Annotated in this window: 31 protein-coding genes; 14 read left to right on the plus strand and 17 right to left on the minus strand. The window is 53.7% G+C overall.

The annotated features are described in order from the left end of the window. Nucleotides 1–24 precede the first annotated feature (24 nt). Genes BLW70_RS00170 through BLW70_RS00245 form a run of 16 tightly spaced genes read right to left on the minus strand, consistent with a single transcriptional unit; the run spans nucleotide 25 to nucleotide 12,463 of the window. Nucleotides 25–663 carry a KfrB domain-containing protein gene (locus BLW70_RS00170; RefSeq protein ID WP_011117452.1) on the minus strand — a complete coding sequence of 213 codons (639 nt, stop codon included), beginning with the start codon at nucleotides 661–663 and terminating at the stop codon, nucleotides 25–27. A 47-nt stretch (nucleotides 664–710) separates the two neighbouring features. After that, on the minus strand, nucleotides 711–1,193 hold the full coding sequence (locus BLW70_RS00175) for a KfrB domain-containing protein (protein WP_011117453.1): 483 nt from the start codon (nucleotides 1,191–1,193) through the stop codon (nucleotides 711–713). 14 nt (nucleotides 1,194–1,207) lie between these two features. Next, nucleotides 1,208–1,813 (minus strand): phospholipase D family nuclease, encoded by a 606-nt coding sequence (locus BLW70_RS00180; RefSeq protein ID WP_011117454.1) that lies wholly within the window; start codon nucleotides 1,811–1,813, stop codon nucleotides 1,208–1,210. Then, on the minus strand, nucleotides 1,803–2,132 hold the full coding sequence (locus BLW70_RS00185) for a TrbM/KikA/MpfK family conjugal transfer protein (protein ID WP_011117455.1): 330 nt from the start codon (nucleotides 2,130–2,132) through the stop codon (nucleotides 1,803–1,805). Before BLW70_RS00185 ends, BLW70_RS00180 begins: the two co-directional genes overlap by 11 nt. A 29-nt stretch (nucleotides 2,133–2,161) precedes the next feature. After that, complete coding sequence (locus tag BLW70_RS00190; protein WP_011117456.1) at nucleotides 2,162–3,067, minus strand: lytic transglycosylase domain-containing protein; 906 nt, start codon at nucleotides 3,065–3,067, stop codon at nucleotides 2,162–2,164. Then, nucleotides 3,051–4,079, minus strand: a complete 1,029-nt coding sequence (gene virB11 / locus BLW70_RS00195; protein ID WP_011117457.1) for a P-type DNA transfer ATPase VirB11 — start codon at nucleotides 4,077–4,079, stop codon at nucleotides 3,051–3,053. The genes BLW70_RS00190 and virB11 overlap by 17 nt, the downstream gene beginning before the upstream one ends. A gap of 9 nt (nucleotides 4,080–4,088) precedes the next feature. Further along, on the minus strand, nucleotides 4,089–5,372 hold the full coding sequence (locus BLW70_RS00200; RefSeq protein WP_011117458.1) for a TraB/TrbI/VirB10 family type IV secretion system protein: 1,284 nt from the start codon (nucleotides 5,370–5,372) through the stop codon (nucleotides 4,089–4,091). 2 nt (nucleotides 5,373–5,374) lie between these two features. Then, on the minus strand, nucleotides 5,375–6,166 hold the full coding sequence (locus BLW70_RS00205; protein ID WP_011117459.1) for a TrbG/VirB9 family P-type conjugative transfer protein: 792 nt from the start codon (nucleotides 6,164–6,166) through the stop codon (nucleotides 5,375–5,377). Between the two features lie 24 nt (nucleotides 6,167–6,190). Then, nucleotides 6,191–6,856, minus strand: a complete 666-nt coding sequence (locus tag BLW70_RS00210) for a VirB8 family type IV secretion system protein (RefSeq protein WP_011117460.1) — start codon at nucleotides 6,854–6,856, stop codon at nucleotides 6,191–6,193. Nucleotides 6,857–6,859: 3 nt separating this feature from the next. Then, nucleotides 6,860–7,723, minus strand: coding sequence for a TrbL/VirB6 family protein (locus BLW70_RS00215; RefSeq protein ID WP_011117461.1), 864 nt, complete (start codon nucleotides 7,721–7,723; stop codon nucleotides 6,860–6,862). Further along, on the minus strand, nucleotides 7,711–8,115 hold the full coding sequence (locus BLW70_RS00220; protein ID WP_011117462.1) for a hypothetical protein: 405 nt from the start codon (nucleotides 8,113–8,115) through the stop codon (nucleotides 7,711–7,713). Before BLW70_RS00220 ends, BLW70_RS00215 begins: the two co-directional genes overlap by 13 nt. Continuing rightward, the gene (locus BLW70_RS00225; protein ID WP_011117463.1) at nucleotides 8,108–8,320 is read right to left on the minus strand and encodes a hypothetical protein; all 213 of its coding nucleotides are present in this window, start codon (nucleotides 8,318–8,320) and stop codon (nucleotides 8,108–8,110) included. The genes BLW70_RS00220 and BLW70_RS00225 overlap by 8 nt, the downstream gene beginning before the upstream one ends. Before the next feature lie 27 nt (nucleotides 8,321–8,347). Further along, complete coding sequence (locus tag BLW70_RS00230) at nucleotides 8,348–9,037, minus strand: TrbJ/VirB5 family protein (protein WP_011117464.1); 690 nt, start codon at nucleotides 9,035–9,037, stop codon at nucleotides 8,348–8,350. Then, the gene (locus BLW70_RS00235; RefSeq protein ID WP_019694561.1) at nucleotides 9,034–11,676 is read right to left on the minus strand and encodes a VirB4 family type IV secretion/conjugal transfer ATPase; all 2,643 of its coding nucleotides are present in this window, start codon (nucleotides 11,674–11,676) and stop codon (nucleotides 9,034–9,036) included. Before BLW70_RS00235 ends, BLW70_RS00230 begins: the two co-directional genes overlap by 4 nt. Before the next feature lie 28 nt (nucleotides 11,677–11,704). After that, entirely contained in the window at nucleotides 11,705–11,998 is a 294-nt protein-coding gene (locus BLW70_RS00240; RefSeq protein ID WP_011117466.1) for a VirB3 family type IV secretion system protein, read from the minus strand. Nucleotides 11,999–12,001: 3 nt separating this feature from the next. After that, on the minus strand, nucleotides 12,002–12,463 hold the full coding sequence (locus BLW70_RS00245) for a TrbC/VirB2 family protein (protein WP_011117467.1): 462 nt from the start codon (nucleotides 12,461–12,463) through the stop codon (nucleotides 12,002–12,004). Between the two features lie 937 nt (nucleotides 12,464–13,400). On the opposite strand from BLW70_RS00245, the gene BLW70_RS00255 reads away from it, so the two are divergent. The 12 genes from BLW70_RS00255 to BLW70_RS00305 all read left to right on the plus strand — a co-directional run bounded on the left by BLW70_RS00255 (nucleotide 13,401) and on the right by BLW70_RS00305 (nucleotide 21,405). Next, the gene (locus BLW70_RS00255; RefSeq protein WP_019694514.1) at nucleotides 13,401–14,174 is read left to right on the plus strand and encodes a ParA family protein; all 774 of its coding nucleotides are present in this window, start codon (nucleotides 13,401–13,403) and stop codon (nucleotides 14,172–14,174) included. A gap of 13 nt (nucleotides 14,175–14,187) precedes the next feature. Beyond that, the gene (locus BLW70_RS00260; protein WP_011117385.1) at nucleotides 14,188–15,114 is read left to right on the plus strand and encodes a ParB/RepB/Spo0J family partition protein; all 927 of its coding nucleotides are present in this window, start codon (nucleotides 14,188–14,190) and stop codon (nucleotides 15,112–15,114) included. Further along, the gene (locus BLW70_RS00265) at nucleotides 15,111–15,452 is read left to right on the plus strand and encodes a TrfB-related DNA-binding protein (RefSeq protein ID WP_011117386.1); all 342 of its coding nucleotides are present in this window, start codon (nucleotides 15,111–15,113) and stop codon (nucleotides 15,450–15,452) included. Before BLW70_RS00260 ends, BLW70_RS00265 begins: the two co-directional genes overlap by 4 nt. 4 nt (nucleotides 15,453–15,456) lie before the next feature. Then, nucleotides 15,457–15,762 (plus strand): hypothetical protein, encoded by a 306-nt coding sequence (locus BLW70_RS00270; protein WP_011117387.1) that lies wholly within the window; start codon nucleotides 15,457–15,459, stop codon nucleotides 15,760–15,762. Nucleotides 15,763–15,862: 100 nt separating this feature from the next. Next, on the plus strand, nucleotides 15,863–16,183 hold the full coding sequence (locus tag BLW70_RS00275) for a hypothetical protein (RefSeq protein WP_012727769.1): 321 nt from the start codon (nucleotides 15,863–15,865) through the stop codon (nucleotides 16,181–16,183). A 267-nt stretch (nucleotides 16,184–16,450) separates the two neighbouring features. Beyond that, a complete protein-coding gene (locus tag BLW70_RS00280) occupies nucleotides 16,451–17,080 on the plus strand; it encodes a recombinase family protein (RefSeq protein WP_011117388.1) in 630 nt (209 codons plus the stop codon). A 447-nt stretch (nucleotides 17,081–17,527) separates the two neighbouring features. Continuing rightward, nucleotides 17,528–18,097, plus strand: coding sequence for a helix-turn-helix domain-containing protein (locus BLW70_RS00285; protein WP_011117389.1), 570 nt, complete (start codon nucleotides 17,528–17,530; stop codon nucleotides 18,095–18,097). 39 nt (nucleotides 18,098–18,136) lie between these two features. Beyond that, nucleotides 18,137–18,898: a hypothetical protein gene (locus BLW70_RS00290; protein ID WP_011117390.1), complete on the plus strand. Its 762-nt coding sequence runs from the start codon at nucleotides 18,137–18,139 to the stop codon at nucleotides 18,896–18,898. A gap of 143 nt (nucleotides 18,899–19,041) precedes the next feature. After that, entirely contained in the window at nucleotides 19,042–19,539 is a 498-nt protein-coding gene (locus tag BLW70_RS30955; protein WP_011117391.1) for a hypothetical protein, read from the plus strand. A 158-nt stretch (nucleotides 19,540–19,697) separates the two neighbouring features. Beyond that, on the plus strand, nucleotides 19,698–20,501 hold the full coding sequence (locus BLW70_RS31385) for a DUF1173 family protein (RefSeq protein ID WP_011117392.1): 804 nt from the start codon (nucleotides 19,698–19,700) through the stop codon (nucleotides 20,499–20,501). Beyond that, nucleotides 20,502–20,966: a DUF1173 family protein gene (locus BLW70_RS31390; protein WP_080690698.1), complete on the plus strand. Its 465-nt coding sequence runs from the start codon at nucleotides 20,502–20,504 to the stop codon at nucleotides 20,964–20,966. Between the two features lie 43 nt (nucleotides 20,967–21,009). After that, on the plus strand, nucleotides 21,010–21,405 hold the full coding sequence (locus BLW70_RS00305) for a hypothetical protein (RefSeq protein WP_011117394.1): 396 nt from the start codon (nucleotides 21,010–21,012) through the stop codon (nucleotides 21,403–21,405). On the opposite strand, the gene BLW70_RS30650 is transcribed toward BLW70_RS00305, so the two are convergent. Then, on the minus strand, nucleotides 21,402–23,012 hold the full coding sequence (locus tag BLW70_RS30650; RefSeq protein ID WP_228409389.1) for a Y-family DNA polymerase: 1,611 nt from the start codon (nucleotides 23,010–23,012) through the stop codon (nucleotides 21,402–21,404). The genes BLW70_RS00305 and BLW70_RS30650 overlap by 4 nt on opposite strands. 635 nt (nucleotides 23,013–23,647) lie before the next feature. Between BLW70_RS30650 and BLW70_RS00315 the strand changes: the two genes are divergently transcribed. Both BLW70_RS00315 and BLW70_RS00320 read left to right on the plus strand, forming a co-directional pair. Then, nucleotides 23,648–24,055: a hypothetical protein gene (locus BLW70_RS00315; protein ID WP_011117396.1), complete on the plus strand. Its 408-nt coding sequence runs from the start codon at nucleotides 23,648–23,650 to the stop codon at nucleotides 24,053–24,055. Next, nucleotides 24,052–25,311: a tyrosine-type recombinase/integrase gene (locus tag BLW70_RS00320; protein WP_011117397.1), complete on the plus strand. Its 1,260-nt coding sequence runs from the start codon at nucleotides 24,052–24,054 to the stop codon at nucleotides 25,309–25,311. Before BLW70_RS00315 ends, BLW70_RS00320 begins: the two co-directional genes overlap by 4 nt. Nucleotides 25,312–25,382: the final 71 nt, after the last annotated feature.

A 25,382-nucleotide genomic window follows, 5' to 3' on the forward strand; every position in this document is an offset into this window, starting at 1 on the left:
CCTTTTCTTAAAATCTACCTAGGTTCAATCTCGGCCCATTCCGCCAAGTCCCTTGGGCTGGTGCGAAGGCACCTTTTGTTCATGCTGCAGCTGACGATCTTTGACGATGCCCACACCGGCGAAAGGGTAACGAATGGACAAGTCTTTGCCAGGGTGGACAAGGCCGGACTTTGCACTGCTCAGCGCGGAGCGATCATGCGCAATGTGCGTGACGCGATCACCGTTCACGATCTGCTGTATGACTTGGTTCTCCTTGAACCCAACCACCTTGCCTTCGTAGGTTTTGCCAGCGACAGCGCGCTCGTACGCAGGCATATCCTTCGGTTTTGAATTGGCAAGTTCTGGTTCTGCAGGCTTACCAGCTGCAGCACCGGCATGCTCCTTTTTGCTCAGCTCAAGAGCGCCTTTGAACGACGCCTTGAAATCAGCTGCACCAGGTGCATTATCAAACGGCAAATCCTTGTATGGCTTACCTTCATGCACACCGGTGCCAGCGTACATTTTCGCACGATCACCGGGCTCCTGTACCAGGATCATCGGTTTATTGCTCAAGTCAGCCTTGAACCACGCTTCTCCAGCGGCCTTTGCGTCAGTGAATACCTGACGCTCTTTGCCTTCCTGATTGATGGTGTAGGTGGTCTGAGTAACGTCTTCTTTGGCCATGTCCTAATCCTCTTATCTGTCTTAGATCTGCAGCTATTGAACGCGGTTTAAACCCGCCCTATTCCAGCGGCGCCTTTCGGCAGGTGTTCCGGTGATCTTTGCCCATCCAGCTCCATGGCAGGCTTCGCTATGCCGACGCTTTCAGACACATAACGAATGCTCACTGACCTGTCACTGGTGAACACGTTGGCTTGCACGCTGTTGAGCGACGTGCGCTTGTGTTCAATCAAAACATCGTAACCATTGACCCGCGATGCTTGATAAAACGACTGGGAGTCGCGGTGAACGATTGGGCCCTCGTAGGCCCTGCCAATGTCAGGCTGAATAGCTGGACCGTACTTTTGAAACAGTTCGAAGGAGGGCTCACTACTGCGCTTGTGATCGGTTGCCCAGTCTTCGGCATTCCGTGGCGAAGCGTTCACATGCTCCGCCACGTTCTCACCAGGTCGCTTGCCTCCAGTCAGCTGATAAGCACCACGTTCACCCTGTTGCGTTCGATCCTTGTCCATTGGGTTTTCGTCTTTGTCCATTGGTAGACCCTCGCTCAATACTGTGGTTTGAAAGCTTTGCCCTGATCCCACCGGCTTTGCCAGTGGTTCAGGTATTGCTCGGCGAGATCGGCATCATTCCAAACCACCAATGCGTTCTCGCTGTTGCTTTTGGCGGCGGCAGCGGAGTAGTTGAAGCTTCCGGTTTCTACCGCTTTGCCATCCACAACGATGAACTTGTCATGGTGAATTGCGTAAGTGCTGATCGTGCGCGTCGGTATGCCAGCACGTACCAGGAGTGACAGCGCGTGTTTCCCCGCCCGCGAGCCGTTGCCCTGCAGGTTGCCCTGGTAATCAGCAACCACCGCCACATCGACCCCGCGCTGTTTCGCTGTGATCAATGCTTTCGCTACATCAGGACTGGTAAACACGTAGGCCGAGAGCCTGATCGAGCTGGAGGCTGAATCGATGGTTCGCAGTACCAGGTCGCGGGCAGATCCTTCCGGAGAAAACCCCACCTCGATGCGACGTGCACCGTCAACATCGACCGCCGCCGCTGAAGGCTGGGCGTCCGTTGACTGGTCCGCCCAGGCAATTGGAGACACCAAGCCTAAGAACGAGGAGAAGGCAAAAATGCGGACGGCGTGCAACTTAGAAACCATAGCGCGAGCCTCCCCACTTATCGTTTGCTTGTTTGGCCCCAGCCTGATCATCAACACATTGCGCCACGAAATCACCGCGAGCAGCGGCAGTGCGTGAAGGACTGAAGTTGCCGTGTTTGAATTTCACGATGCTGAAATAGCGCTTGAGATATTTGTCGCAATCACCGTCGCGGGACATGCCAAGCAGACAGAGAGTTGCCCCGCAAGCATCCTCATCACTGTTTTGCCCATACGAAAAGTCAGTAGGGGGTTGCGCGCCTGCTTGGGCAACACCGGCAAATGCCAAAGTCGCCAAGAGAGCTAAGAATTTTTTGCGCATTAGGATCTCCTTTTCTCGCATGCGAGAAATCAGTTGATTATCTGTACGAATGAAGGGGCCGTTTGTTCCTGCTGCACGGGCACTGCCGCTGGCTCAGCATTAGCTGTCGGAGCGTCGAAGGCTGTGAACTTCCGTTTCTCATCGGGCGCATCACCGGTATCCAACTGGACCTGAATCTGCGACTTCTGCTGCGCTTGAGGCTGTGCCTGTGCTATCGCCTGACCGTTTCCATCCGTGAAGGTCAACCACGGCCCTGCAGGCTGCTCAGAGGCTCCCTGAGCGCGCTTGCGCGCTTTAGAGGGTGACTTGGTGCTAGCGATTACAGGAATGGCTTGCGTGGCTTCCTGTACGTCGAACGCGGGCACAATCGGATCATCAGCCGTTGGTTTACTTGCACGGTCGACCACCCTTTCGACGTAGGACATTCCACCAGGGCTATCAGCATCGAAGCCAAGCCGCTCGTTACCGCTGTAATACATGGAAGTCGCTTTCAAAAGAGCTTCTTGTTCAGTAGCACTTGTTTTGAGCGCTTGGGTGTAATACTCAGTGAACAACTTGCTGATGGCCTGCAGGTTACGGCACGGTTCGAACACATCCTGATAGCTCAGGCCCCGGGCTCGCATGTTGGTCATCAACAATTGGCCCAGGCCCATCGCGTAGCGATGGCCGTCACGTTCCAATTTCTCCGCTGTGGCAATTGCTTCACTCAGGGACTTGGGCTGACGCTCAAGGCGAGTACCAACCACACCAATGGCATATGGGTTGAATGACGACTCATTACCGATCAAGGCTTTTAGCGTCGACGCATGGACGTTTGGCGCGCACTTAGCGGCCAAATCTGAAAAGCGTTGTTGCTGGGTTTCTTCTGCGGCAACGTGGCCGACAAGGCAGGCCGATGCAAGGATGGCCAGCGCGAATTTAGGCAGCTTTTGCATATTGCACCTCCGTGATGAAACGACGGCCATCAAAGCCGTATTCCCACTGGATCACTACGTCGATCAGGTGACGTGAGAATTCCACAAGTTGGTTTTTGGTCATGTCAGAGCCGCCACGCGATGCCATCGACGCAAGCCGGTCAAACATCAGGTCGGGGCTGTCCGAGTGGATAGTGCTGAATGAACCGCTATGGCCGGTGTTCAGCAATTCAAGATAGGGGTAAGCCTCAGCACCGCGAAGCTCGCCCATGATTGCGCGGTCAGGCGTAAGACGAAGAATCGACTCAAGGTGATCAAACGGCGTGACCCGCGCTTTGCCTTGGCCACCACGGGAATAGATCAAATGAACCACGTTCTCGCTTTTGAGACGGATCTCGCGGGTATCTTCGATTGTGACGATCCGCTCATTAGGGTCTACATGCTGCAACAGCATGTTGAGGAAGGTGCTTTTGCCCGCGTTTGTCCCTGCCGAAATCATGATGTTTTTGTGGGCCTTGACGCACCCAATGAAAAATTCCGACCAGCGCTTGGCGCGGTACAACTCGACCAGGTGATCATCGCTGTACTGATCTGGCGTGCGTGCCTCGTTGATCTGGTCAAACGCTCCCGAAGCGATGTATTGGTCCATCGTCAGCTGAACGCGGCCAGGTTTACGAATACAGACGATGCCGCCGATATGTTGCTCAACGGCAGGCGCAAGCACGCACTGGACCCGATAGTCGCCACGTTCCGAGTCCGCTACGTGGTCGCTCATGTCCATAGGGATGCGACCGGACAGGATCGGCGCATAAGCGTTGACCTCTTGCTCTGTATGCGCCGCAATCAACTCGGCCAGCGACTTGATCAGCGGAAGGGTGACGCCATCCACAACGACTGGGCGCATGAACCGGCTACCGCGATACGCGGCCCATACGTTGCCTGGACCATTAATAGCGATCTCGGATACCGCTGGGTCATCGAGCAGGAAATCAAAACTGCGCAGCTTTTGGCGGAACGAAGCAATCTCAGACATGGAAAAACCTCAGTTAATGAATTTCACGCCGCCGTTGTCAGCCTCTTTGGCTTCCTCGGCGAACTGTTCGGTGAAGTCCAAATCACGCTGCAGGTAGATCACCACGCGTGAGCCATGAGGAACGGTGACTGTTGGTTGAATGTTTGCGTACCGGCTAAGAATGGTTTGCGAGGACTCAGCAGCAGCCTGTTGCACTTCAGTACGGTACTGAGAGGCCGAGTTTTCTTGATCACCAGAGGAAACGCCGGAGTTGGAGGCACCCGCGCCGATGATCGAGACAGCAGCAGCAACACCGAAGATCTGCGCCCAGTGGTTATCAACGACACCACCCTGGCCAGCGGAGCCCAGCTGATCAGAGCCAGCGCTATCCAAAGCAATTTCCATTGCACGACGCCCCGGCAACTTGGGCATACGCAACCAGTTCCAAACGGTGAACAGGCGCTCTTGACCAGGTGAAAGACTGGCGTTGTAGCTTCCGCATACCGAAGACCCCCAAGGGATCATTACGCGGCGACCCTCCGCTGCATAAACGTCCTGTGCAGTGGTTACGCAAATCTGACCTGGCAATTGACTCTGCGCACGGGGCTGCAAAGTCGCCTCGATTGCAGCGCCCTGCAGAACCTTGTACTGCAAATTCTCCAGAGCCCGAGCTTTCGCCACCGGCACGCCGGTGGAGTAAGTCGACGATGCGAAATTCTCGTTTGCATTGCGGGAGACGCGCCCGGAATTACCCGAGTTACCGCCCAGCAACGACCCACCGGCTGGTGGTTGAGCTGGATCTTGATCGTCACGACCTTGCGCAAAACCATCGTCCTTTGCAGTTGCAAAGATCGCCGAGCGTTGACGCGCAGCGAGCATCTTTTTGCGCGCAACTTCTTCTTGAAATTCCAACGCTTGCCGCTGCTTTTCAGCTTCGCTCAAACCCTCTTGGTTGGTCTGACGCTCAGCTGTTGAACGGGGTGTGTCAGCTGGGGCGCCCGGCTCCCCATCGTTGCTAACTGGCTTTACCTTCGCCGCTTCGCGCTTGGGAGTAGGGTCTTGGACCTTCCGGCGCTCAGCAGCGACAATCTCATCGTTTTTTGCTGGGGCAGCTGGTTCACCACTGTCATGCTTGAGCCAGTAAACGAAACCACACGCCACAACTGCTGCGCCAATCATAAGAACGCCGCTGCGCTTTCCACCAGAACCAGCCTTTAGCATCGAGTTCGATTGCGACTCGTTCCACTCGGCCATTTCTTCTTCGCGGGTTTTGTCCGCTTGCTGATCAGTTGGTTTGATAGGTTCCTTCGCCATGGTTATGCCCCTCCCCCATCACGCGCACCCCGAGTAACAGTGCGTTTATACGGATTCGAAAGGTTTTCAACGCAGATGTAGGAATTGCCGCTGCGCACCACGAACATGCTGGCCAGGCGCTGAACCACCCAATACTCACCCTCGCGGCGAGCATTGACCATCGCCTCGGTGCCATCAGGCAGCACGCGGTAAAACTGCGGGAGATCCGCACCCTTCTTCATCAAAAACTTGGTGAACTGACCATCATCCATAACGCCCTGCAGGCCGATGGCTTCTTTGTCACCCGAATAGCCGTAGTTGATGTTCGGGGAAGAAGGAGTACCGGTGCTGGTGACTGGCCCAGTAGCCGCAGGCGCTGGGGTTTCCGCTGCATCGTTAAACGATGTGACACGGCTGGTCGGATAAACGAATCGGATCAAGTACGACTGACTTGTTTTCGCCTTCGTACTGTTGAGCTGAAAGTAATACGTCCGCTTGGATGTAATCACCGTCATGTTTGTGTCTGCATTGTCTTCCACGGGCTTCAAGAAAACCCGGTTACGGAATGGCATGCTCTGCCAGGAAATCGTGTCACCAAGTGCTACGACCTTGACCATTTCATCCGCTTCGAACTCAATGGATGTTTGGTATCCGTAAGTGCCGACCAGTTCGTAAATTTGGTTTGGGTCATAGGGCACTTGTTTGACACGGTTGTCAGAGGACAGAGCCCTCGGCAACTTTGCAGCTAGTGCATTAAATGCACACAAAGCCAAACTCAGGGTAATAGCTGTCGGTAGAACGAACTGTTTTTTCATGATTAGTTTCCTTGTGGGAATGAATTACTGGCGGCTCAGTTCTTCACTCTTACGGTATAAAGTTGCCAAGGTGCCAAACGGGTTTTCCCAACGATCACCCAAGGCTCTAGGGATCATCGTGTGTGCAACCTTTATAGTTGCCAGGTAGGAAGTAACCCTTGGCTCTTTGTCACCCCACTTGTGATTGGTTGAAATGAATATCACCTGATACTCATCGCCAATCTTGTTCATGCGCTTGGGTTGGGCTTCGATCCAGTCGTTTTCCCCGAGCGATGCGTATGGATTGCGCGCGTTATCGGGGCTGATCTCCTTCTCATATTCGACAGCGACATTGCGGGTCATGTACGTGTGGCAGGTATCGGACAGCTGTTGCTTGCGCCGAGGGTCAAAGGTGTTACAAGCACGAATGAAATCAAACAGAACGCCTTCGATGACAGCCTGCTCTTTGTCGACGTTTTCCGCCGTAACCGTGCGCTGCTTGAGCACTTCATTATCGGCGCCGATCACCGTCACCACATTGACGAACGTCTTTGTTTCAGCCAGGAACGCGATGGCTATGGTCGACCCCACCAGGGCTAGTGCGAAGGCACCGTTCAGAAAGTAACTACGGTTACGTTCTTGTTTTACCTTCTTGTGTTCGAGTTGACGCTGACGGCGCGCAATCTCATCTTTCTTTAATGTCTTGTCCATTGCTTATTTCCCCAATCCTACGGTTCGCAATGCCATCATCGCCAGTGAAGAACCACCGACTGTTGCGCTGGTAGCAATCGCAGCTGCCCACCCACGAACTTGCAACAAGCAGATGATCAACACGCCTTCAACGATGATAAGAGTTCCCCATTGTTGAGCGGTGATCAATGCAGCATCCGAAATGGTGGCTGTATTGGCGATCTCATCAATTGCTTGGCCGAAAATCGCATAACCAAAACGAACAATCGCGATGGACAATATGTAGATCAGCGATAAGTTCAGCATTTTGCTAAACCAGCTCATTGTCCATTGCCGCGTTTGTTCGAAAAATATGAAACCGAGCAGTATTGGCAATATGCACATAATTATTGCTGCGCCAAACTTGGCAATCAGCATATTCAGGATTGCAGCGATAAACAGAATGCAGTTCACCATAAACAAACCGGAACCCATGATGATCATGCCAAACTGACGCCAGCTAACGTTCATCAGCGTGCTTGCAACCTGTCCGACATTCACATAAAGCGCGTCAAGCATTGAAGTGCTATCAACACCTCGGCTCATGATTTGTGCCGCAATGGTTTCAGTCCAAGTACCCCAAATCTGATAGAGCGCCGACCCACCCGTTGACCAATTAAGCGTCAGGAAGACCATAAACGTGAGCATTGCCCGTTTAACAATGTCCCACGGCGCAACAGAGATTTTGCCGTTATAGGTCTGAATACCCAGGACTGCCCAATATGCGACGGCGATTGTCCAGACCAGAGGCTCTACCAAGCCAGCGAGATTTGGGAAGACCTCGGCGACAAAGCTAGTTGTCACCTCATCGGTCGCCCCAATCAGGCCCTTGAGGGTTAGGTCCGCCATGGATTCGATGCCCCGTACACAGACTTGAAGTGCGTGATGACCTCGGAAGAACGGAAGTCATCAGCGCCAAGTGCCACACCCGTTTCGGCTTTGATCTCTTTCGACGTTTTGTCGATGCAGCCAGCGACCAGGCCCCCTTTATACGATGGGCTCTTCATGTAGATCTCGGCGAAGCATGTCCCCGGAAACCACCTGGCCACATCAGCTTTAGTGGCTTTCAACAACGGGTTGCCAGAGGACGCTTCGATCCGTACTGGAGCATCGCCATTGGAAGCCGCAGGAGCCTCACTACCGAACTGAAAGGTGGTGGTGTTGACGTAGATGATGGTCCCCACAACAAAACCGGCGACGATCACGCACACGGTGTTGGTGACGGTGAAGAACTTAGACATTGCGGGCCTCCTTGGCCTGAATAACGAAAGGCTTGAACTCACACGCGCATGGCGACTTTTCGATCTTGCCGGTGTTGGTTACACAGCCCGACGCGGCCGATACGATGACTAGCAGCAGCATGAACTTGCCAAACCGGTAGAACAGCCACAGAGGCCCCCAGGCCGGTACGGTGAGGATCTTGAGAATCAGCCAAAGAGTTTTCATGTGATCTCCTTTTCTCGCACGCGAGAATTAGTCTTTTTTCCAACGGAAGAACTGTTCGTTCTGCGACGTTGCTTGGTTTTCCTGATTAGCCAGGTTCGTCTGCAGGTTCATGTTCAACGCCTGCAGCTTTGACTGGGCCGAAGTGAGCATCCCGTTTTCAGTGGCGATCCGGTTTTGCAGATCGGCGGCATCCTTCGCGTTGGTGGTGTTATCCACTTGCATTGAAAGGGTGGTCAGGTTGTTCAAGTGAACCTGTACCTCGCTGTACAGCGCCTCACCGGCAGACATGGCGGCAACGACAGAGTTAGAGCTGAGCTGGTAGCCCCGTGCCCGGTTGCTGTCAGGATTGGCGAACAGCTCTTGCGGCAAGGTGTTGACCAGTTCCTCGTAATACGACTGCTTGCTGCCGTAGGCACCAGAGTTCTGACGCGAAACCACTTCTTGCCAGGAACCGGGAACCACCGATGCAGAGTTGATCGAATCGCTCAGGCCGATAGCGCCACGGCCATAGGAACCGCGCATGTTGTTCATAATGTCGGTTTGCGTTTCGTACTGCTGTTTCAGCACCTTGTATTGCTCACGCAGCTCCGCAAGGTTTTGAGCCAGTCCAGCCCAGGTGCCCGCGTCGCCAGTTGGCACGCCTGTTGCGCCTGCCTGACCGGTAATTGCCATGGATACGGCAATGGCCAAACTCAGTTTCTTTATCGTCTTCATCATCGAATTGCCTTCAAGTTGTGGGTGTTATTGGCCTTGGCTTCTGCCATGAAAACTGGCACCCAGACCTCGGGGTCATTGGTGCCCAGGCGCTCAATGATTGAGTACATCAAGGCCACACCAACATCGTTTGAAGACAGGACCGGAATGAAATCGGACAGGTCTTCGTCAGGGTTATCGGAGGACAGGTCGAAGCACGCACGAATCGATTCCTGGCCGCGACGAATCAAGAACTTGCGATCCTTTGGGTTCAGCTCGCGCAACCACTTCTTTTCTTCCTCCGTCAGGTTCTTATGGTCTTCGTCTTTCACCGAGTCGCTGGCCAGGTAGATCTTGGTTACGGTCTGCTTGTCGATGGAGTCGGTTTCACTGTGGAAGTACTTCGCGTCCGGGGTGATGAAGATCAAAATCCCGTTTTTACGGCGGATCTGCATGATGAAATTGTCAATTCGATTGCGCCAAAAATCGTTTTTGACCAGGTTCTGACCTTCATCCAAAACCAGAATGAAAGGTCTGCCATCCATAGCCTGCTCAATGCAGTGCAATGGGTAGCTCATCACTACTGGCAATTCCGGGCGTGCATCGCCGCCCTTCATCAGCTCCGACATTTCAAAGCAGTAATGCCGCGACTTACTGAGATCGAAAGTGTCATTTTCGTTATCAAAAACGCCGGCGTTTGCACCTTCGATTCCTTTGGCACCATGCCAAATAGCCATAACGTCAGCTAAGGCGCCGTGCCCGTAGGTCCATACGACATTGCGCAACCGGCGATTTTCGAATGGCAGCTCGTAGTTCTCGTTCACTGCATCCTTGAACCGCTTGATATCGTCGGCCTCAGTTGCGGTGCTTGCGTAGCACTCCCGCATCTGGATCTGCAGATCAATGAGGTAGGCACGGTTCTCAGCCGTGTCAGGCAATTTGAAGGGGTTCCAACCCATGCTGTTGTGTGGGGAAAGGATCGAATGGACGCCGCCCATGGCCATCATGAAAACGGTGGCCCCGTAGCGCATGTCAAACCAGTACACAACCGGCAAGGCTTTGTCCGCTTCACTGACGGTTTCAGCGATCAATGCGGTTTTACCCGAGCCGGTGCCTGCAGCCACGCCAGTGTGGCCAGCGACCATCCCTTCCAATTCACGGTGGTAGTTGAAGTTGTATTGAGTGCCACTTTCGGTTTCGAAAGCAGTGATTGCAGGGCCCCACAGGTTGCCGTCACGACGTCCGCGAGCAAAGTTGTGCAACGATGCGAAGCCCGCAAAGTTGGTTGACTTGATCTTTCCCCGGCGACCGATAAGAGCTTCTTGTTGACCAGGTAGCTGCGACCAGAAGAACGTCTCAAGAGCCAACCACTCACGAACCGACTTGACGTTCAGGTCGACAAAGCACCCTTCGATCAAACCAACTGCATCATCCAGTCGCTTCACATTCGCTTTGCGGCTCTCGGCGGTAGTGTTTGCGTCTGATGGAACGTGAATGAAAATGGTCAGGTGATGTTTTCCATTGACCGTATCGCCACGGCGCAAAGCACGAATACCCTCTGCCAGTTCCTTTGCATCGTCCTCCGAGATTTTGTGTGGATCTGCAACCTTGAGACGCCGGGTTTCATCCATCATCGCGGATTCAGCTTCAATACGGTTTTCGAAGAAAAACGACTGAGTGATGATGAATTCAACTGGCTGCTGAAGGAATTTGTTCATCATGCGCGACGGTGTACGACGCGGCCATTCGGCCATGCTCAACATGGAACCGATGCGTGCTGACGTACTGCCTCGAATCTCACACATGTTTGCAAGGATGCGGAAATTCAACCGGGCGTAGGGCAAAGCCTCCTTGATTTTCAGTTCAGTGACGGGGATCTTCCGGAACTCAAGGTTGATCAAGTAGTTGAAGAAGCTGCTCAGCTCGCAGTATTCCTCGCCCAGGTAATCGTAAACAGCTTCTGCGTCGTACTCAGCGTGATCACCAAGCTGCACCTTGAAGTCGTCCCATTTCCACTGGAAGCGGGACACTGCTTGATATGCAGCTTCGCGATCAACTACACCATTGGTTGCGGTCGGATGACGCTGGATGCACAGACGAGTAGCGCCGTAGTCGGACAAGCCTCGCAGTACAAGGTTTGCGGCCTTGTAGAGCGAGTCCGCCATGGCTTCATGTGTCTCGCCTGCTTCATCTGCAGCTGAGTTACCAGTGACCAGCGCAATTGCCCGATCCATGAGCCCTGGAACGCCAGAGCGAAAGCGATTCCGAACCAGCGAGATATAGATCTCGTTGACGTAGAAACCTCTGTTCACATAGCGCTTGCGCAACCGGGCATTGAAATACTTGGAGAACCAAGTACCGCCCTGCCCTTCGGGAAAGTCGATCACCTTACGGCGGATGACATGAACGTAAATGGCAAAATCACTGCTTGCCACTGTGCGTAGCACGGTATTGCGGCGTTCTTCGAACAGCTTGATTTGCGTGCTAGTGAGCGAGTCGAACATCAGGCCATCAATCTTGATGACCTGCACCAGTGAATCCTCGCCGGTGATGACTGTTTGATCGTCATAATGCACGTCATACGGCACCATCTCGCTGACCACCAACTCATCGAGATCCTGATCGGACCCTTCTGGATGTTGGACACCAAGCGAAAGATCCATATTTCGCACTAGCTTATTAAAAGCTTTATCAACGAGGCGCATAACTTCTATATCCCCACAGTTTACGTAGCCGTGATGCTCTCAACTTGAATGCCGCTCTAAGCACACCAAACAAGTACACGTCTTTGCTACAGATCCAGTACGCAGCGGCAAACAGTATTGGCATCGTAACGAGCACATAAAGTGATCGAAGTAACAGTGCTGCCAACACTGGGGTTATGAGGCTGATCAAAATACTCGATAAGGTAAACGGCCCCACCATTGATGGCCGGGCCATCGCCACTACGAGCACTTCACCTTCATCAGGATCTTGCTCGGCCATGGTTTACCTCAAGCTTGATTGAGCGCCTTCTTTGATCGTGTCGACAAAGTTCGGGGCAAAAAACACCAGGAAGATACCGAATACCGCCCAGCCGAACTGGCCCCACGACATACGACCGGACTTCGCCTGGAATCCGCAGAACGCAATGGCTGCGATACCCAGGTAGTAACCAACGTCAAAGATGAGGAAGGATACGAAGTCCTTGGCCATGCTCTTCAAACCACTGAAGTCCAGTGCCGCATTTGCGAATTCAGGGATCAGGGCCAGCGAGAGAATCGACCCCAGCGTCGCTAACTTGGTGGCCTTGGCCATACGGTCATTACGCATCAGCGCTTTGTGCGACGGGGTCTTTTGCGAGATTACGCTTTGCAGGGTTTGTGATGCCTTGGCCTTGAGCCAAGTACGCCAACTTTCTTTGTGCAGTCCTTCTACGGTGCGTCCAACTTTGGAAGTTTGAGATTGCATACCATTGCCTCTTTCATCATGACGGGGAACCCCCGTACGTTACTGTTATTACTCTAAAAGGATTGTTAGGGCAGGTTTCCTTTATGAAGTCGATAGCAGTATCGGCATTCTTGAATAACCTGGTTTTCCCTAACGCGGTTACAACGTTGTAAACCTGTCCCGTCGATGGACTTTCAATAATTAATGCCCACTTTCGTCCGTCGCTGTCGATTCGTTCCTCAAGAACGACCCGGTAGTCAGGCTGTGCGACGGCGAAAACCGCCAACTCTCTTTTGTCTAGGCTCTGCATCATTTCCCCAGGGCAACCGTTCACTAGATACAGGGGCGATACTGGAGTCCTACACGTCTTTGATCTAGATCCCACCTCTCATTTCTTCCCTCTATCGGGTTTTATTACATGAAATCGACATTTCGTTACACATAATAAGTATTTAATTAAACAAAATCAATTTTTCATTTTAATAAAATTGGATCAGTGCAGAAAAAAACGTAAGGCCTAGCCCCAGGCATTAGCCCGGCTACGGTTATGGTTCTATAAGTGTTTAAAAGGTCTGCGAATTTCCATATTCACGTCATCGAGTGGTGCAAGGCTGCGCCTTGCCTAAGAGCGGATGTGGCACCGTGACAGTGCTTCACGCCCTAATGACAACGGAAATGAGATTTTGTTACGAATAGAGGACGGACGGTCAGAATGCCCGATCTAGAGAGGTCGGGCGGCGGACAGGAGCCGCCCTGATCCGCCACCCTTGATCGGTGCCCATAGATGCGCAAGGAAACACCCCGCTCTATAGAACCCCGACCCGGCGCCGATTTTAGCAGTCTGCCTTTTTCTCGCATGCGAGAAATAGCGAAAAGTAAACCCTATATATGTATTGACCAATGGGTTTACCCATGCAAGGATGTGCCTACACAAATCAGCGCTCACCGGAGAATACCCATGGCGATGAAAGTCACAACCGTGGCGAACCAGAAAGGCGGCGTCGGCAAAACGACTATTGAAGTCCATCTTGTCAGTCTCGCAGCCGAGCAAGGTAAACGCGTTCTTGTCGTCGACCTCGATGAAGGCGATCTGTCGCAGTTCTACCCGCCTCTCGAAGACGGTGACGACACAACCTATGTCCAATCAAGCATGCTATTCAGCGACGAATATAAGGGCTTGTACCCTCGCCAGGTCGCGGCAAACATCTGGCTAATCGAGGCCGATGTTCCATTGCTGGATGTTGACGACATGGATCTCAGCATCGTGACCAGGTTGAAAGAAGCGCTCGATCACTTCTCCGCTGATTTTGACCTCTGCATGATTGACACACCGCCCAACCTGCAACGCCGGATGATCGCCGCGCTCGCAGCATCTGACGCGGTAGTGTCACCCTTCAATATCAGCGGCTTCACACTCGCTCGCATGCCCAAGCTTCTGTCCACTATCGAAGCTGTGCGTGAGCAGTACAACCCGAACTTGCAGTTCCTCGGTTTTCTTCCAAACCAGATCAACAGCCGATCAACCAATGAAATTGACCTGTTGCCAAGCCTTCAGGAGAGCTATGGCGATGCCATGTTTCCGGTCCATATCGTTCACCGGCCATGCATCAACTCGGCACTCGCTAGCGGCAATCCGGTTTGGTGGAAGGCGAAATCCGGTAGTCAGCGTGCTGCAGGACGGGAAATGAAATCTGCCTGTACCGCTGTTCTTGAGAAGGTCTGGTCAATCTGAGGTAGATCACAACATGACGAAGACACCAAATCCTTTTGGCAGGGCAGTTTCTGCGACTGCCAAAAAACTTTCGGATTTTCAGAAGAAACCGGCGCTCAATGATGGTGAAACCATCATCGGCGTCAGCACCGGTGAAATCCAATGCATCAAGCAGATTCGAAACCGTAATAACCCCGGCTTTTCCAAGGAGTCGCTTGAGGAGCTGGGCGACGACATAGAACAGAACGGACAGATCGAGCCTGCAATTCTCCGTCCCCACCCCAAACCCGAGTCAGGTTTCAAATACCTGATGGTTGCAGGTGAACGCCGTTACCTGGCTTGCGAACTGAAAGGCATGTTGCTGAAAGCGGTTGTGCGTGAACTAACAGACGCACAGGCCAAGCGCATCCAGCGTTCAGAGAACGTACACAGCGAAAACCTCAGTCAGCTGGACATTGCACTCGCTCTTAAAGCCGACAAGGACGAGCTGGGAACCCTGCAGGCGGTTGCTGACGAATGGAATAAAAGCCTCAATTGGGTAGCGGAACGCATCGCTTATCTGGAAAACGTAACCAGTGACGGGGCCAGCCGTGAGGCTGTTACCAAGGGCATCACGGCGGATATATCGACCGTCAATGATCTTGGTCGCCTTGATCGCTTGGACAGCGCTGCAGCTGCTGACCTGCTACAGCGTGCAGACGCAAATCCAGATATGAACCTGCGGACAGAGGTAAGAACTGCGCTGCGCAGCACTAAAGCGCTGCGCGTTCACGGCGGGTCTAAAACTAAAGCAAAACCCGCTGGCCCTGCCCTTCTGGATGATGAACTCGACAAGCTACGCGAGGCTAATACCGTCCTGTCAGCACAGGTTGAAACCCTGGAATCCGAAATCGAATATCTCAAAGCCGAGCTGGACAAAGCCCGAGCCGCCCAGGCCGAGAACTGGAAAGCACCGGAATGAGTAGCCGAGTTGCTGACCAGGACCTACGGATCCCGCCCGATGAATTCGAGCGGATCCGTTCAACGTCAAAGATGCATGCGCGCAACCTCGATGTGGCTTATGAGCTGCTGGTCGAAGGCAAGGGCCTTGTAGCCGTTGCAAATGCTCATGGGCTCACCAAGCAACGGGCACTTGCCATTCGCGACAAGATTTATTCGGCTTACTTGATGAAGACACCTGAAGGTTGGAAGTGCGCGCAGATCTGCGCACCCACGGACATGATCGATCGCTTCGTCAAGGAAGCCGATGCGGCACGCGTGCGCTATTGGCAGAAGAATTCAATGAATCACAGGGAGTAGACCCATGAAGCGAATCCTTTTAGGCGTGTTGGTAATAGGCTGCGTTCTGGGAGCCCTGTCAGCTCTGACAGTTGCGTTTATTGGCCATAAGCAGGATCCAGCACAGTACAAAGCGTTCGATTTCAGAACATTTGATCAGCCCGTTATTGACGACGCACCAGGTTGCGAAATTCGATCACCGAAAGGCGAACTAATGAACCGGATTTTCAAGGGTTCGCAACCTAACCAGCTCAACCTTGAGAAAGGAACCACATTCACCATTGATTGTTTCCCGATTAAGGAATCAGAAAAGTCGACAACAAGGAATTGAAACCATGAGCAATGACAAACCAGTCACCATGAAAGAGCTGTCCGAAATCCTACGCCCTCTATCCGAAGCTGTGAGCAGAATCGACCAATCGTTGTAGCTGATGGCTCAGCTTCAACTTGCCGCTGAGTTCGAGCCAGAGCAAATCGAACGGCAGAAGCACTATCAAAAATTAGCCACCGCCGAACTGAATTATAAGAGCGCACGCGAAGCTCGGACCGAAGCGCTGAACAACAAACCATTGCCTTTACCTGATGTTGGCCACACCGAGCTGGTGAAACTGGCCGGGAAGGAGAAGGCTGACAAACAGTACAAACCCGTGATTGATGCTATCGCGCAGATATCAGCGGCATCTGATCACCGCACGGCAGTTGAAAATGCTGCGCCGGTACTGACAAGGCTTCGTGAAGCTTGGAAGCGCTGAAACAGCAACATGGTGCCCCTGTATCGAACGGCACAGGGGCATAACGTCCGAGCCTAGCGACATCCACACCCACCGCAGCGCCTGCACGAAAAAGCGAGTAATCAATATGACGGGGGGCCCCTGCGAGGTGTGATCACCTTGTCATATTTGGGTATATCTCAAGTAAGACACGGCGGCGCTCTCGATCTGCCCGAACGATTCATATTAAGTGATAGCCTTTCTGATACACTTTGATAAACACACCCAAAATGATACAGAGAGGCTTCCATGTTCGTGCGTGCTTATCTCCGAGCCTCCACCGAGGATCAGGACGCCAGTCGCGCCCGTGATCAACTGGAAGAATTCGTTGCGAGCCACGGAAAGGTTATCGCTGCCAGTTACATGGAGAACATCAGCGGCACGCTAGCTGATCGGCCAGAGCTTCAACGCCTTCTGAACGATGCGCGCCGGGGTGACATAATTCTGGTTGAAGCTATTGACCGGCTGTCTCGTATGAATGACCAGGACTGGCGGGCACTGATAACCGCGATAGACAGCAGAGGTCTGCGAATCGTAGCCGTCGACCTTCCGACTAGTTACCAGGGTCTCACATTGCCGTCTGGTGACGAGTTCACTGATCGAATGTTGGCCTCAATCAATTCAATGATGACGGATATGATGGCGGCAATCGCCCGGAAGGATTATCTGCAGCGTCGGCACCGGCAGTCGCAAGGCATCACCAAAGCAAAAGCTGCAGGTGTTTACAAAGGCAGACCGGCAGATCTGGCGCTGCGTAAGCGTGTTAGTGAGCTTCTGGCCGCTGGCTTGGGTATCCGAGCAATCGCCCGTCATGCCGTTTGTTCAACCACGACTGTAATGCGTATCCGAGACGAACTGGTTGAAAGCTTATCCAGTTGAGCCGGTCGGGAATGAGTGACTAGCGAAGGCGTAGCCGTAGTCTGTCATTCATTCCCGACTGGCCGCCGCCGGCAGGCGACTTTGAGTGCCTAACAGCCACTGCATGAGTTGGAGTGGTTAGAGATCATTAGAACCAGGAGATAGAGGCCCTTGAATTACGGGGCTTCCAGGGCATTACCTAGCTCAGAACATGAGCGAACCTCAGTTCACCTACTTTGCACCACCATAGCTCACTAGGTGTGAGCTACGTTAGCTCACTGCATGAGCTACCCCCCCCATGAGCTACCCCTCGTTCATCCTTGAACGATATCCTTCATTTTGTGAGAGATAACGTGCATGGATGCACTACCTATCGCTCACAGCATGAGCTAAGATAAGCCTGCCTTGTTCGATATCTTCCAAATTTGCAGGATATCAAACACGCTAACACAGCTTGTCGGAGGCACGATGATTGATGATGAAGGGGAAGTCCGCGCACTGGTCCAACCGACACAACGCGGCACATGGGTTCAGACGGAACGAGCTGGGCACGAAGCATGGGCGGCTCTGATCGCTCAGGCACCGAGGGCCGGGCAACTAATGCACATCATTGTCCAGCATATGGACAAGTCCGGTGCATTGATCGTCAGCCAGTCGACCTTGGCCAAGATGATGGACACTTCCATTGCGACCACGAAGCGCGCTATCAGCGTCCTGTCCAAGCACAACTGGATTCAAACCATCAGTGTTGGTGGCCAACGTGGTGGAACGCTTGCGTATGTGGTGAATAGCCGAATCGCATGGGCAGACAAGCGCGAAAACCTGCAGTACGCCCGCTTCAACGCAAGGGTGCTTATTTCGTCTGAAGACCAAGCAGATCTCGGCAGTAACAAGCTAAAGCAACTGCCGACCATGAGCGACGGGGAAATCCAATTGCCAGCTGGTCCAGGTATGGAACCACCGGCCCAAGATTCATTAGATGGCGTAGATCTTCCTGATATGCCCTCTATTCCGCATCACGACAAAAACGATCTTTAAGCATCTGACCCACTAACGGCAATTCGGCGGAAACTTATCATGGCAGACACACGCGATGAGATTACGAAGGCAAAAGGCATTACAGCCGATCTTGTCATGGAGATAGGCACCTATTACAGCGCCAAAGACATGCGTGGCGTGCAGACTGGGCTTAGCAGCGCAGCCCGCGAGCTACGTGCTTTTACACAGAACAATTCACTGCGTGGACGGCTGGGCGCCAAGCTTTCCCTAGAGCAGCATGAACTGCTGAACAATGCTGCTGCACTTCTGGATTCCATTAAATACAACGTGGAGCACGCTAAAGAGCGCAAGGACCGCACTGAGAAAGCGACGGCCAAAAAACGTCAGTTATGGGAACGAGAAGCCGAGCAATTGGTAAAAACCCATTTCACGCTGCCAATGAACACAGTAACCGAGCAATTACGGGTACTTGAACTATCCCTGATCGCTCAGGAGGTTTTGGGGCAATCAATCTATATCAAGGATCATTTGCAACTTCGCAAATTGATGCAAGACGAACCCCCGAAGTGGGGCAATCATTCTGTAGCGCAATGGCGTCGTAGTGAGGTGTCAAGCCTCTTGGCAGATATGCAATATGCCCTTCGTTCTTACCTAAGCTGGGATCTGAACATGACTCCCGGCGAGCGGTTGAAAGAGCTGGAGCGTAGCCTAGATGCAGCCCGCGCTGAAATTCTGGCCAGACCTATGTGCGTAGAAACTCTGCGCATTTGGAACGATGAGCTAAAGAGCGCAGCATTCATGACCAGCGCTATGCCTACTACCGATGGATCTAGGCACTGAAATGACGAAACCCGCAGCACGGCAATGCTTGCGGGTTTCTAGGTTTTTTGCGAAGGAGCAAAAATCCACGGCCTGAGTATACACCGGGTACGTGAGGTTTTACAGCGAACGGATATGCGTTCACAACCGGAACGGTACTTACTATGACCATCATCAGATTCCACGAAAACCCCGCAGAATATGCGCCGACTATCTCGTTTAATCATTGCGGCAGAATGCCTTGGAGCGCAAGGTATGACTCAGAATTCAGCGGGTTTGAGCTGATCGAGCTATTCCAATTTTGCGAAGAAGAAGGCCACCGTCAGGGCATTAATGACGCCAATCAGAACCGTATTGGCAGTCGGGAACAAGCCCCGTTCCACCGGGACTTCATGGGTGGCTACCCGAAAAGTCTTTGGGAAAACGCCTATTGGATCGGTGTTCAAGCGCATGGCGACACTACACCGGCAGCGATAGAGCTTGAAATCCAGAAGGTCTTGAGCGCACCGGATACCAGTCGCTGGCTTTGCGATGCGCTGAACAGCGCATTGGATCGTGATTCGACCGACGCAACGAATGACGCCGAGTACCTGTGTGACTTGCTGACGCGGCGGACCAACGCACTCTCACTGGCCAGCGAAGCAAATTGGGGTGAAGAATGATGCCAATTGATCCGATTGATTTGTTAGCCAGGTTGCAATCTTTATACGCAGCGTATCCGGGATTTTTTCAAGGCGCAGCATCCGTTATCGTGGTCGTGCTTGCGTATTTCGCGGTACTGGAGCTTGCAAGCCGCTCTGATAAGACGGAGTAAATCACTATGTCTGATCAGAGATATACCGTGTGCATTGCGCACGGGCCATCAATCAAAACCTACAGCGAACAGTTTCAAACTCAGGCCAGCTATGCACCTCAGTGGAAAGCTGTACTGAAGAAAGCGCACAAGCAGGCGACCGTCAGTTGCCAATGCCCTGGCACCGGTTGCCGTCTTCTTGCTGTACGGCATATGTCGGATAGCGACTCATTCCACCTTTCGCGGTATCCACGCACCGGCGCCGAACACGCCTTGGATTGCGTTTACTACTCGCCAGATCCCGATAAATCGGGCCTTGGCTCGTACAGCAAAGGCGTGGTTGAAGAAACGTCCGAGGGTGATCTAAAGATCAAGCTCACCCTCTCGTTACGCAAGAAAGAGCCCGCAGACACTGGACAGGCACCCGAAGCCACCGGCAGCAGCTCGGGCAGCGGCAAAGCCACCAAACCGGCCTTGACCCTGTTGGGCTTGTTGCACCTGCTTTGGAATGAAGCCGGGCTCAATACATGGTCGCGGGGCATGGCAGGTAAACGCGGGTTGGGCCTCGTTCATAGCAGGCTACAGGACGCAGCAGATCGAATGCTTGCGTCGAGAATGCGGATCGGCGATGCGCTTGTCATTGCGGCGGGCTCGAAGGGGTTTCAATCCGAGGCCAACGAGCGGAAGGTCAAGAGCGCGATCAAGAACAACCGTCGCTTACTGGTGATCGCTCCACTTGCAGGCCATACCGAAGACCGAGAAAAGACCGCAGCTCGCTACCTGACCATCACGGGTTTCAATGGCGTACCTCGCATGTTCCTCGATGACTAGATCTGGTCGACCGTTGCTCGCCGATTCAAGCGTGAGCTGTCGGCCTGGAGGCAAGGACGGCGGGTTATAGCGATTGTTCAGACCGATCAACCCACAGAACCGGGTAAAGCACAGGCGCTCAATGTCGCGTTGATGGTGGTCAGTGACGAGTGGATCCCGGTGGAATCGTCCTATGAAGCGGTGATCGAGGCGAGGTTGCGTGAGGAATCACGCAGGTTCGTCAAACCCTTGCGGTTCGACTCAAGCGAAGACCAGGTATTCCCCGATTTCTGGTTGATGGACGCCAGTGCCGGCACTGAGTATCCGATGGAGGTATATGGCCGTGCTGATCCCAAGTATCTGGCACGAAAAGAGGTAAAGGCTGATTACTACCGGACCCACTACGGGACCAGGTGGTGGGCATGGGACGCAAGCACCGACCCCAAGGGAGAGGCGATCCCCGCATTTCCCCCAGCCAGAAACTAAGACAATTCTCGCACGCGAGAATGCCCTGATTAGGAGGCTGCGCATGAGCGAAGTCCTTGTTAGCACCGTCCATCCAACGCTTGGCGCGTTGTATTGGGTGTATACGTCAAACGCCGGTTGCAACTACCCCGACCACTACACCATCACCGACTGGAGCGAGGTGGCCACACGGTTTCCGCACTACTGGCGGGAACACGAACACCTCCGCTGGGTTCACGGCAAGCACATTGGCCAGGTCTTCAATTCTGATGACCCCTACGGTAGTTACGCAGAGGTTGAAGACGAGGAAACCTTTGAAACGTCTTATGGGAAGCTGTCGGGAATGCTTGCGGATCTTCACGCCAAAAGCGGGCAGTCCGTTGATGAATTCGTGCAATGGATGAAAAAGGCTGACTGGGTTGATGTTCCAGCCCCGGCCAAAGAATTCTTAGACGACTAGCATTGCACCGTCCACATCTGATCCCAACTGGTCATGTAACTAGGGCTCAGCAGAGCCCTACGCATGCCCCAGTCCGGCGACAGGGGAACAGCTGCAGTGCGTAAGCAATCATGTCCCCACCGTCTGTTGATCTTGTCCATAACGCTCATGAGCGCGTCAGTGCGCGCCGGTTGACTCGGCGTGAACAGATCTTGCGTGTACTCACCACGCTTTCGCAGATCCATTAACATGACCTCAGCTTTGCTGTACGCAAAGCCCGGCCTGTAGATGCCTTCCAACGCACGCAGCGCGTGCTTTGTCAGCACGCGCACGTCATCTGTTGGGTAGTCGGGAATGACCGTGGCTGCATTGGCGTACTTCGGACCGTCGCCATGGAACGAGGTCTGTATGCCGATCCGCAGGCCACCGCACAAAGATCGCTGCTTGCGCAGCTTCTCAGCGGCCTTGTGGATATAGGTGGCCAACGCCTGGCCAAGCCCCTCGATTGTGTGGACGCGCTGACCAAACATCTTGCTTGAGCAAATGGTCTGTGTGTCCGGTGGGCTTTGTTCCATGTCGATGCAGGACTCGCCGCGAAGCTCCCTGATCGTTCGTTCCAAGACCACTGAGTATTTGCGGCCCATTGTTCGCGGCTCAGCGTGGGATAGCTCCCACGCTGTTTTAATGCCTTCACCGGCCAGGTTATCGCGCATACGCCTGCCAATGCCCCACACTTCTTCGACAGGCATCCGGCGCAACAACCACTCAACAGCCTCCGGCTTGCGCAGGTCTACAACACCACCGGTTTTCTCACGCCAGATCTTCGAGGCATGTTGTGCTGCCTTGGCGAGGGTTTTGGTGTGGCCGATGCCCACACCGACCGGCAACGCAACCCACTGCAGCACGCGCGCCTGAATAGCTCGGCCCACGTCCACCAATGGTTCGCGCTGGTCCTCTAAGCGTACGAAGGATTCGTCGAAAACAGCTCTGTCGACGGTAGCTGAAATAATGGCGTCCTTGGCTATCACGCGGAATCGGGTGTACTCCTCATAGATTTTGCAGTTCCCGCTCCAGTAGTTGTCCCCTACCATGCCGACCCAGATGTACAAGCAACCTGGTCCGCACGACTGAAAGTTTGGCTGCCCGGAAACGTATTCGATTACACCTACCTTGTAGTCATGCAGGAACTCAACGTTTCCGCCTTGATCCACGACGCGCTCACATGTTTTGTAATTGGCAACATGGGCGTTTTTCGTCACGTTCTCAAAAACTTCGGTAGAGGTGCAGTCCGCGAAGTTCTGCTTAAACCCATCCATGAAGTCAGGGGAACGAACTTGATCAGCCTGATTGAGCATAGGGTCGTTGGAGAGATCTACCGACATGCGGTTGCCGCTGTCGATCAGGGTTCGGTATGCCTCTCCCTCAGAGGACGATTCCGATTGAAGACGGGTGTTTGCTCGCAACCCGAGATCGATCGTCTTCACATCGTCGCCGTAGACGTTCTCGAGCGAGGCAGTGTCTCCAGTTTCAGGGAACAGGTCCTGAAGCGTGACCGAGGCGTCCCCGCCATCGAACACCTGAAGTACCTGCTGGCCTACAGATTGCCCGGCCGAAGATCCAGCGGTCACAGCGTCGGCCTAGGCGTTGAAGGTCATGCTGTTGAGATACAGGCCGATCACGGTCACGTTGACCAGCCGTCTCAGGGTTGTTTTGAGTGGTTGTCGCATCGATCGCATGTCCAAAAATGGGGATGCTTCGATGCTATGGGAAGGGTGAGAAATGATGGCGCGGTTTCAGGCAACAAAATCGCCTGAAAAAGCAAAGCCCCGGCTGGTGGGGTCACCGGCCGGGGCTCGCTGTGTTTTTGATCATGCCTCAGGCACTACTAAGACCTGGCCTGTTGGCGCTGATTGAAAACTGACCAATGGGTCATTTTTAGGTCAGCGGCAGCACCCTTTGGTTACCCAAGCCTTCAGACCTGCTGCCGGGTGGGCGATTCCCCCCTCTCCTCTCCCTACCTCACCTGGTCCAGATACTCATGCTCTCGCCGGTCTGCCTCCTCTGCTTCCTGGAAGGGTCATTCTGCTCGATAGCAACTGTGGGCTATGGTGTGGGACGTAATATTTCGGTTTTCTGGAATTCCTTATAGATTTTGGCCTATAGCCGTTTTGTATGGGGATATCTTATCCTCCTACATTGCGGCGAGATCTGGCGCGATTTCAGTATCAGCGCCTGCGAACAAACGAGCCGCGAGGAATCCGTAGTGAAAAACCATGATTCGAATGAGCACGCTCAAAACGAGCCTATTTCAGGTGAGATTTACCACGTCACGCCAACCCATAATCTTGACTCCATCTTCCGTGACGGTTTACGGCCGCAGATTGGACCTCGCTCCGCTCTACTCGGTGAGGCCAAGGAAATGGTCTATTTCTTTGGGTCGATGCTGGCAGTTGAAGACGCACTCAGTAACTGGCTGGGTGAAGCGCTCGATGACGAGCCTGGAGCGATTTCCGTTCTCGCCGTCGATCGCTCCGGTTTACACCTCGTTTCAGATGGTGGGTACGAGCTTGCGTGCCCTCACCTCATTCGGCCGGAGAACATTTCTCTCGCTTTTCAGGATGACGTGCCGGCAGATGAAAAGAGCGGCCCGGAGACCGGGGGTACCTCATGAGCAAACTAACCCCTAAGTTCGTCAAGGATGTCGACCAGCCCGGCTCCTACCAGGACGGCCGAGGGTTGATTCTTCGTGTATCAGCTACCCTGCGGAAAAGCTGGGTCTTTCGCTATATGCTGGCGAAACAACGGCACGACCTTGCCCTGGGGACATTCCCTGCTTTGAGCCTCAGAGACGCAAGACTGGAGGCTGACAAGTACCGACTCGATATCGCCCGTGGCGTCGATCCAGTCGCTGAGCGCGTGAAGGCCAAAGCTGCCAAAGCCTCGCGAGCCACAACGAGCCACACATTTCGGGCGTCGGCAGAAAGGTACATACGCACGCATTCGTCGAGCTGGTCCAAGAGACACCACCAGCAATGGCAGAATTCCCTCACGAAGCATGTCTACCCTGTCATAGGCGGATTTCGGATAGCCGAGGTCGACACGGACGATATCCTGGATGTGCTAACGCCGATCTGGAGCAAGATCCCCGTCACGGCGAACCGCGTCCGGAATCGCATAGAGCTCGTGCTCGATGCAGCCAAGGCACTGAAGCTTCGGCAAGGTGAAAACCCCGCACGGTGGCGTGGTCATCTCGACAAGCTCTTGCCCAAGCAATCGCATACGGTAGTCCCCTTCCCGTCTCCGACACCTTCACGCACTGCCGAGCTGTTGGCCAGGCTCGATTCCCTGGATGGGGCAGCAGCTCGTGCTGTTGAATTCGCAATTCTGACTGCGACCCGTAACCAAGAGGTAAGCGGGGCCCAGTGGCCGGAAATAGATTGGGAGGAGAAAGTCTGGTACATCCCAGCAGAACGCATGAAAGCGGGCAAGGCTCACCGGGTACCCCTTACGGAGCAAATGCTCGAGGTGCTACGGCAGCAGATCGGAAAGCATGACAAATGGATATTTCTCAACTCCTGGCGAACAGGCCCTATTCCCGGCAATGCCATGGCAAGGGTACTCGATCAGCTCCAGGTCGATGGCGTCGTACCGCATGGGTTCAGATCTACTTTTCGGACGTGGGCCGCGGAAGAAACCGATCACCAGCGAGAGGTTTGCGAAATGGCTCTCGCGCATACCCTCAACAGTAAGGTTGAAGCAGCTTATAACCGCGGCGACTTGCTGGATAAGCGTCGCGCCCTGATGAAGGATTGGGGAGACTTTCTTGTCGTTAACGCTCCCCAGGTGAACGGTGAAGTATCGGATCTGGTTTCGGAGCTTGCCCCTGATGCTGGGTCAGATCTGGCCAAGGTTCAGCCGGCCGCTTGACCACCGAGATGAGGGCGCTCTGCCAGAAGCGCCCTAACAACAACCAATTTTGCCTGAACTTTGCCCCCTCC

The organism is Pseudomonas frederiksbergensis (genome assembly GCF_900105495.1).
GTDB classification, from domain to species: domain Bacteria; phylum Pseudomonadota; class Gammaproteobacteria; order Pseudomonadales; family Pseudomonadaceae; genus Aquipseudomonas; species Aquipseudomonas frederiksbergensis.

Excerpts from the sequence above, each read along its gene's own strand:
- BLW70_RS00170 (WP_011117452.1), bottom strand. The coding sequence starts at position 663 with ATGGCCAAAGAAGACGTTACTCAGACCACCTACACCATCAATCAGGAA.
- BLW70_RS00175 (WP_011117453.1), bottom strand. The coding sequence starts at position 1,193 with ATGGACAAAGACGAAAACCCAATGGACAAGGATCGAACGCAACAGGGT.
- BLW70_RS00180 (WP_011117454.1), bottom strand. The coding sequence starts at position 1,813 with ATGGTTTCTAAGTTGCACGCCGTCCGCATTTTTGCCTTCTCCTCGTTC.
- BLW70_RS00185 (WP_011117455.1), bottom strand. The coding sequence starts at position 2,132 with ATGCGCAAAAAATTCTTAGCTCTCTTGGCGACTTTGGCATTTGCCGGT.
- BLW70_RS00190 (WP_011117456.1), bottom strand. The coding sequence starts at position 3,067 with ATGCAAAAGCTGCCTAAATTCGCGCTGGCCATCCTTGCATCGGCCTGC.
- virB11 (WP_011117457.1), bottom strand. The coding sequence starts at position 4,079 with ATGTCTGAGATTGCTTCGTTCCGCCAAAAGCTGCGCAGTTTTGATTTC.
- BLW70_RS00200 (WP_011117458.1), bottom strand. The coding sequence starts at position 5,372 with ATGGCGAAGGAACCTATCAAACCAACTGATCAGCAAGCGGACAAAACC.
- BLW70_RS00205 (WP_011117459.1), bottom strand. The coding sequence starts at position 6,166 with ATGAAAAAACAGTTCGTTCTACCGACAGCTATTACCCTGAGTTTGGCT.
- BLW70_RS00210 (WP_011117460.1), bottom strand. The coding sequence starts at position 6,856 with ATGGACAAGACATTAAAGAAAGATGAGATTGCGCGCCGTCAGCGTCAA.
- BLW70_RS00215 (WP_011117461.1), bottom strand. The coding sequence starts at position 7,723 with ATGGCGGACCTAACCCTCAAGGGCCTGATTGGGGCGACCGATGAGGTG.
- BLW70_RS00220 (WP_011117462.1), bottom strand. The coding sequence starts at position 8,115 with ATGTCTAAGTTCTTCACCGTCACCAACACCGTGTGCGTGATCGTCGCC.
- BLW70_RS00225 (WP_011117463.1), bottom strand. The coding sequence starts at position 8,320 with ATGAAAACTCTTTGGCTGATTCTCAAGATCCTCACCGTACCGGCCTGG.
- BLW70_RS00230 (WP_011117464.1), bottom strand. The coding sequence starts at position 9,037 with ATGATGAAGACGATAAAGAAACTGAGTTTGGCCATTGCCGTATCCATG.
- BLW70_RS00235 (WP_019694561.1), bottom strand. The coding sequence starts at position 11,676 with ATGGATCTTTCGCTTGGTGTCCAACATCCAGAAGGGTCCGATCAGGAT.
- BLW70_RS00240 (WP_011117466.1), bottom strand. The coding sequence starts at position 11,998 with ATGGCCGAGCAAGATCCTGATGAAGGTGAAGTGCTCGTAGTGGCGATG.
- BLW70_RS00245 (WP_011117467.1), bottom strand. The coding sequence starts at position 12,463 with ATGCAATCTCAAACTTCCAAAGTTGGACGCACCGTAGAAGGACTGCAC.
- BLW70_RS00255 (WP_019694514.1), top strand. The coding sequence starts at position 13,401 with ATGGCGATGAAAGTCACAACCGTGGCGAACCAGAAAGGCGGCGTCGGC.
- BLW70_RS00260 (WP_011117385.1), top strand. The coding sequence starts at position 14,188 with ATGACGAAGACACCAAATCCTTTTGGCAGGGCAGTTTCTGCGACTGCC.
- BLW70_RS00265 (WP_011117386.1), top strand. The coding sequence starts at position 15,111 with ATGAGTAGCCGAGTTGCTGACCAGGACCTACGGATCCCGCCCGATGAA.
- BLW70_RS00270 (WP_011117387.1), top strand. The coding sequence starts at position 15,457 with ATGAAGCGAATCCTTTTAGGCGTGTTGGTAATAGGCTGCGTTCTGGGA.
- BLW70_RS00275 (WP_012727769.1), top strand. The coding sequence starts at position 15,863 with ATGGCTCAGCTTCAACTTGCCGCTGAGTTCGAGCCAGAGCAAATCGAA.
- BLW70_RS00280 (WP_011117388.1), top strand. The coding sequence starts at position 16,451 with ATGTTCGTGCGTGCTTATCTCCGAGCCTCCACCGAGGATCAGGACGCC.
- BLW70_RS00285 (WP_011117389.1), top strand. The coding sequence starts at position 17,528 with ATGATTGATGATGAAGGGGAAGTCCGCGCACTGGTCCAACCGACACAA.
- BLW70_RS00290 (WP_011117390.1), top strand. The coding sequence starts at position 18,137 with ATGGCAGACACACGCGATGAGATTACGAAGGCAAAAGGCATTACAGCC.
- BLW70_RS30955 (WP_011117391.1), top strand. The coding sequence starts at position 19,042 with ATGACCATCATCAGATTCCACGAAAACCCCGCAGAATATGCGCCGACT.
- BLW70_RS31385 (WP_011117392.1), top strand. The coding sequence starts at position 19,698 with ATGTCTGATCAGAGATATACCGTGTGCATTGCGCACGGGCCATCAATC.
- BLW70_RS00305 (WP_011117394.1), top strand. The coding sequence starts at position 21,010 with ATGAGCGAAGTCCTTGTTAGCACCGTCCATCCAACGCTTGGCGCGTTG.
- BLW70_RS00320 (WP_011117397.1), top strand. The coding sequence starts at position 24,052 with ATGAGCAAACTAACCCCTAAGTTCGTCAAGGATGTCGACCAGCCCGGC.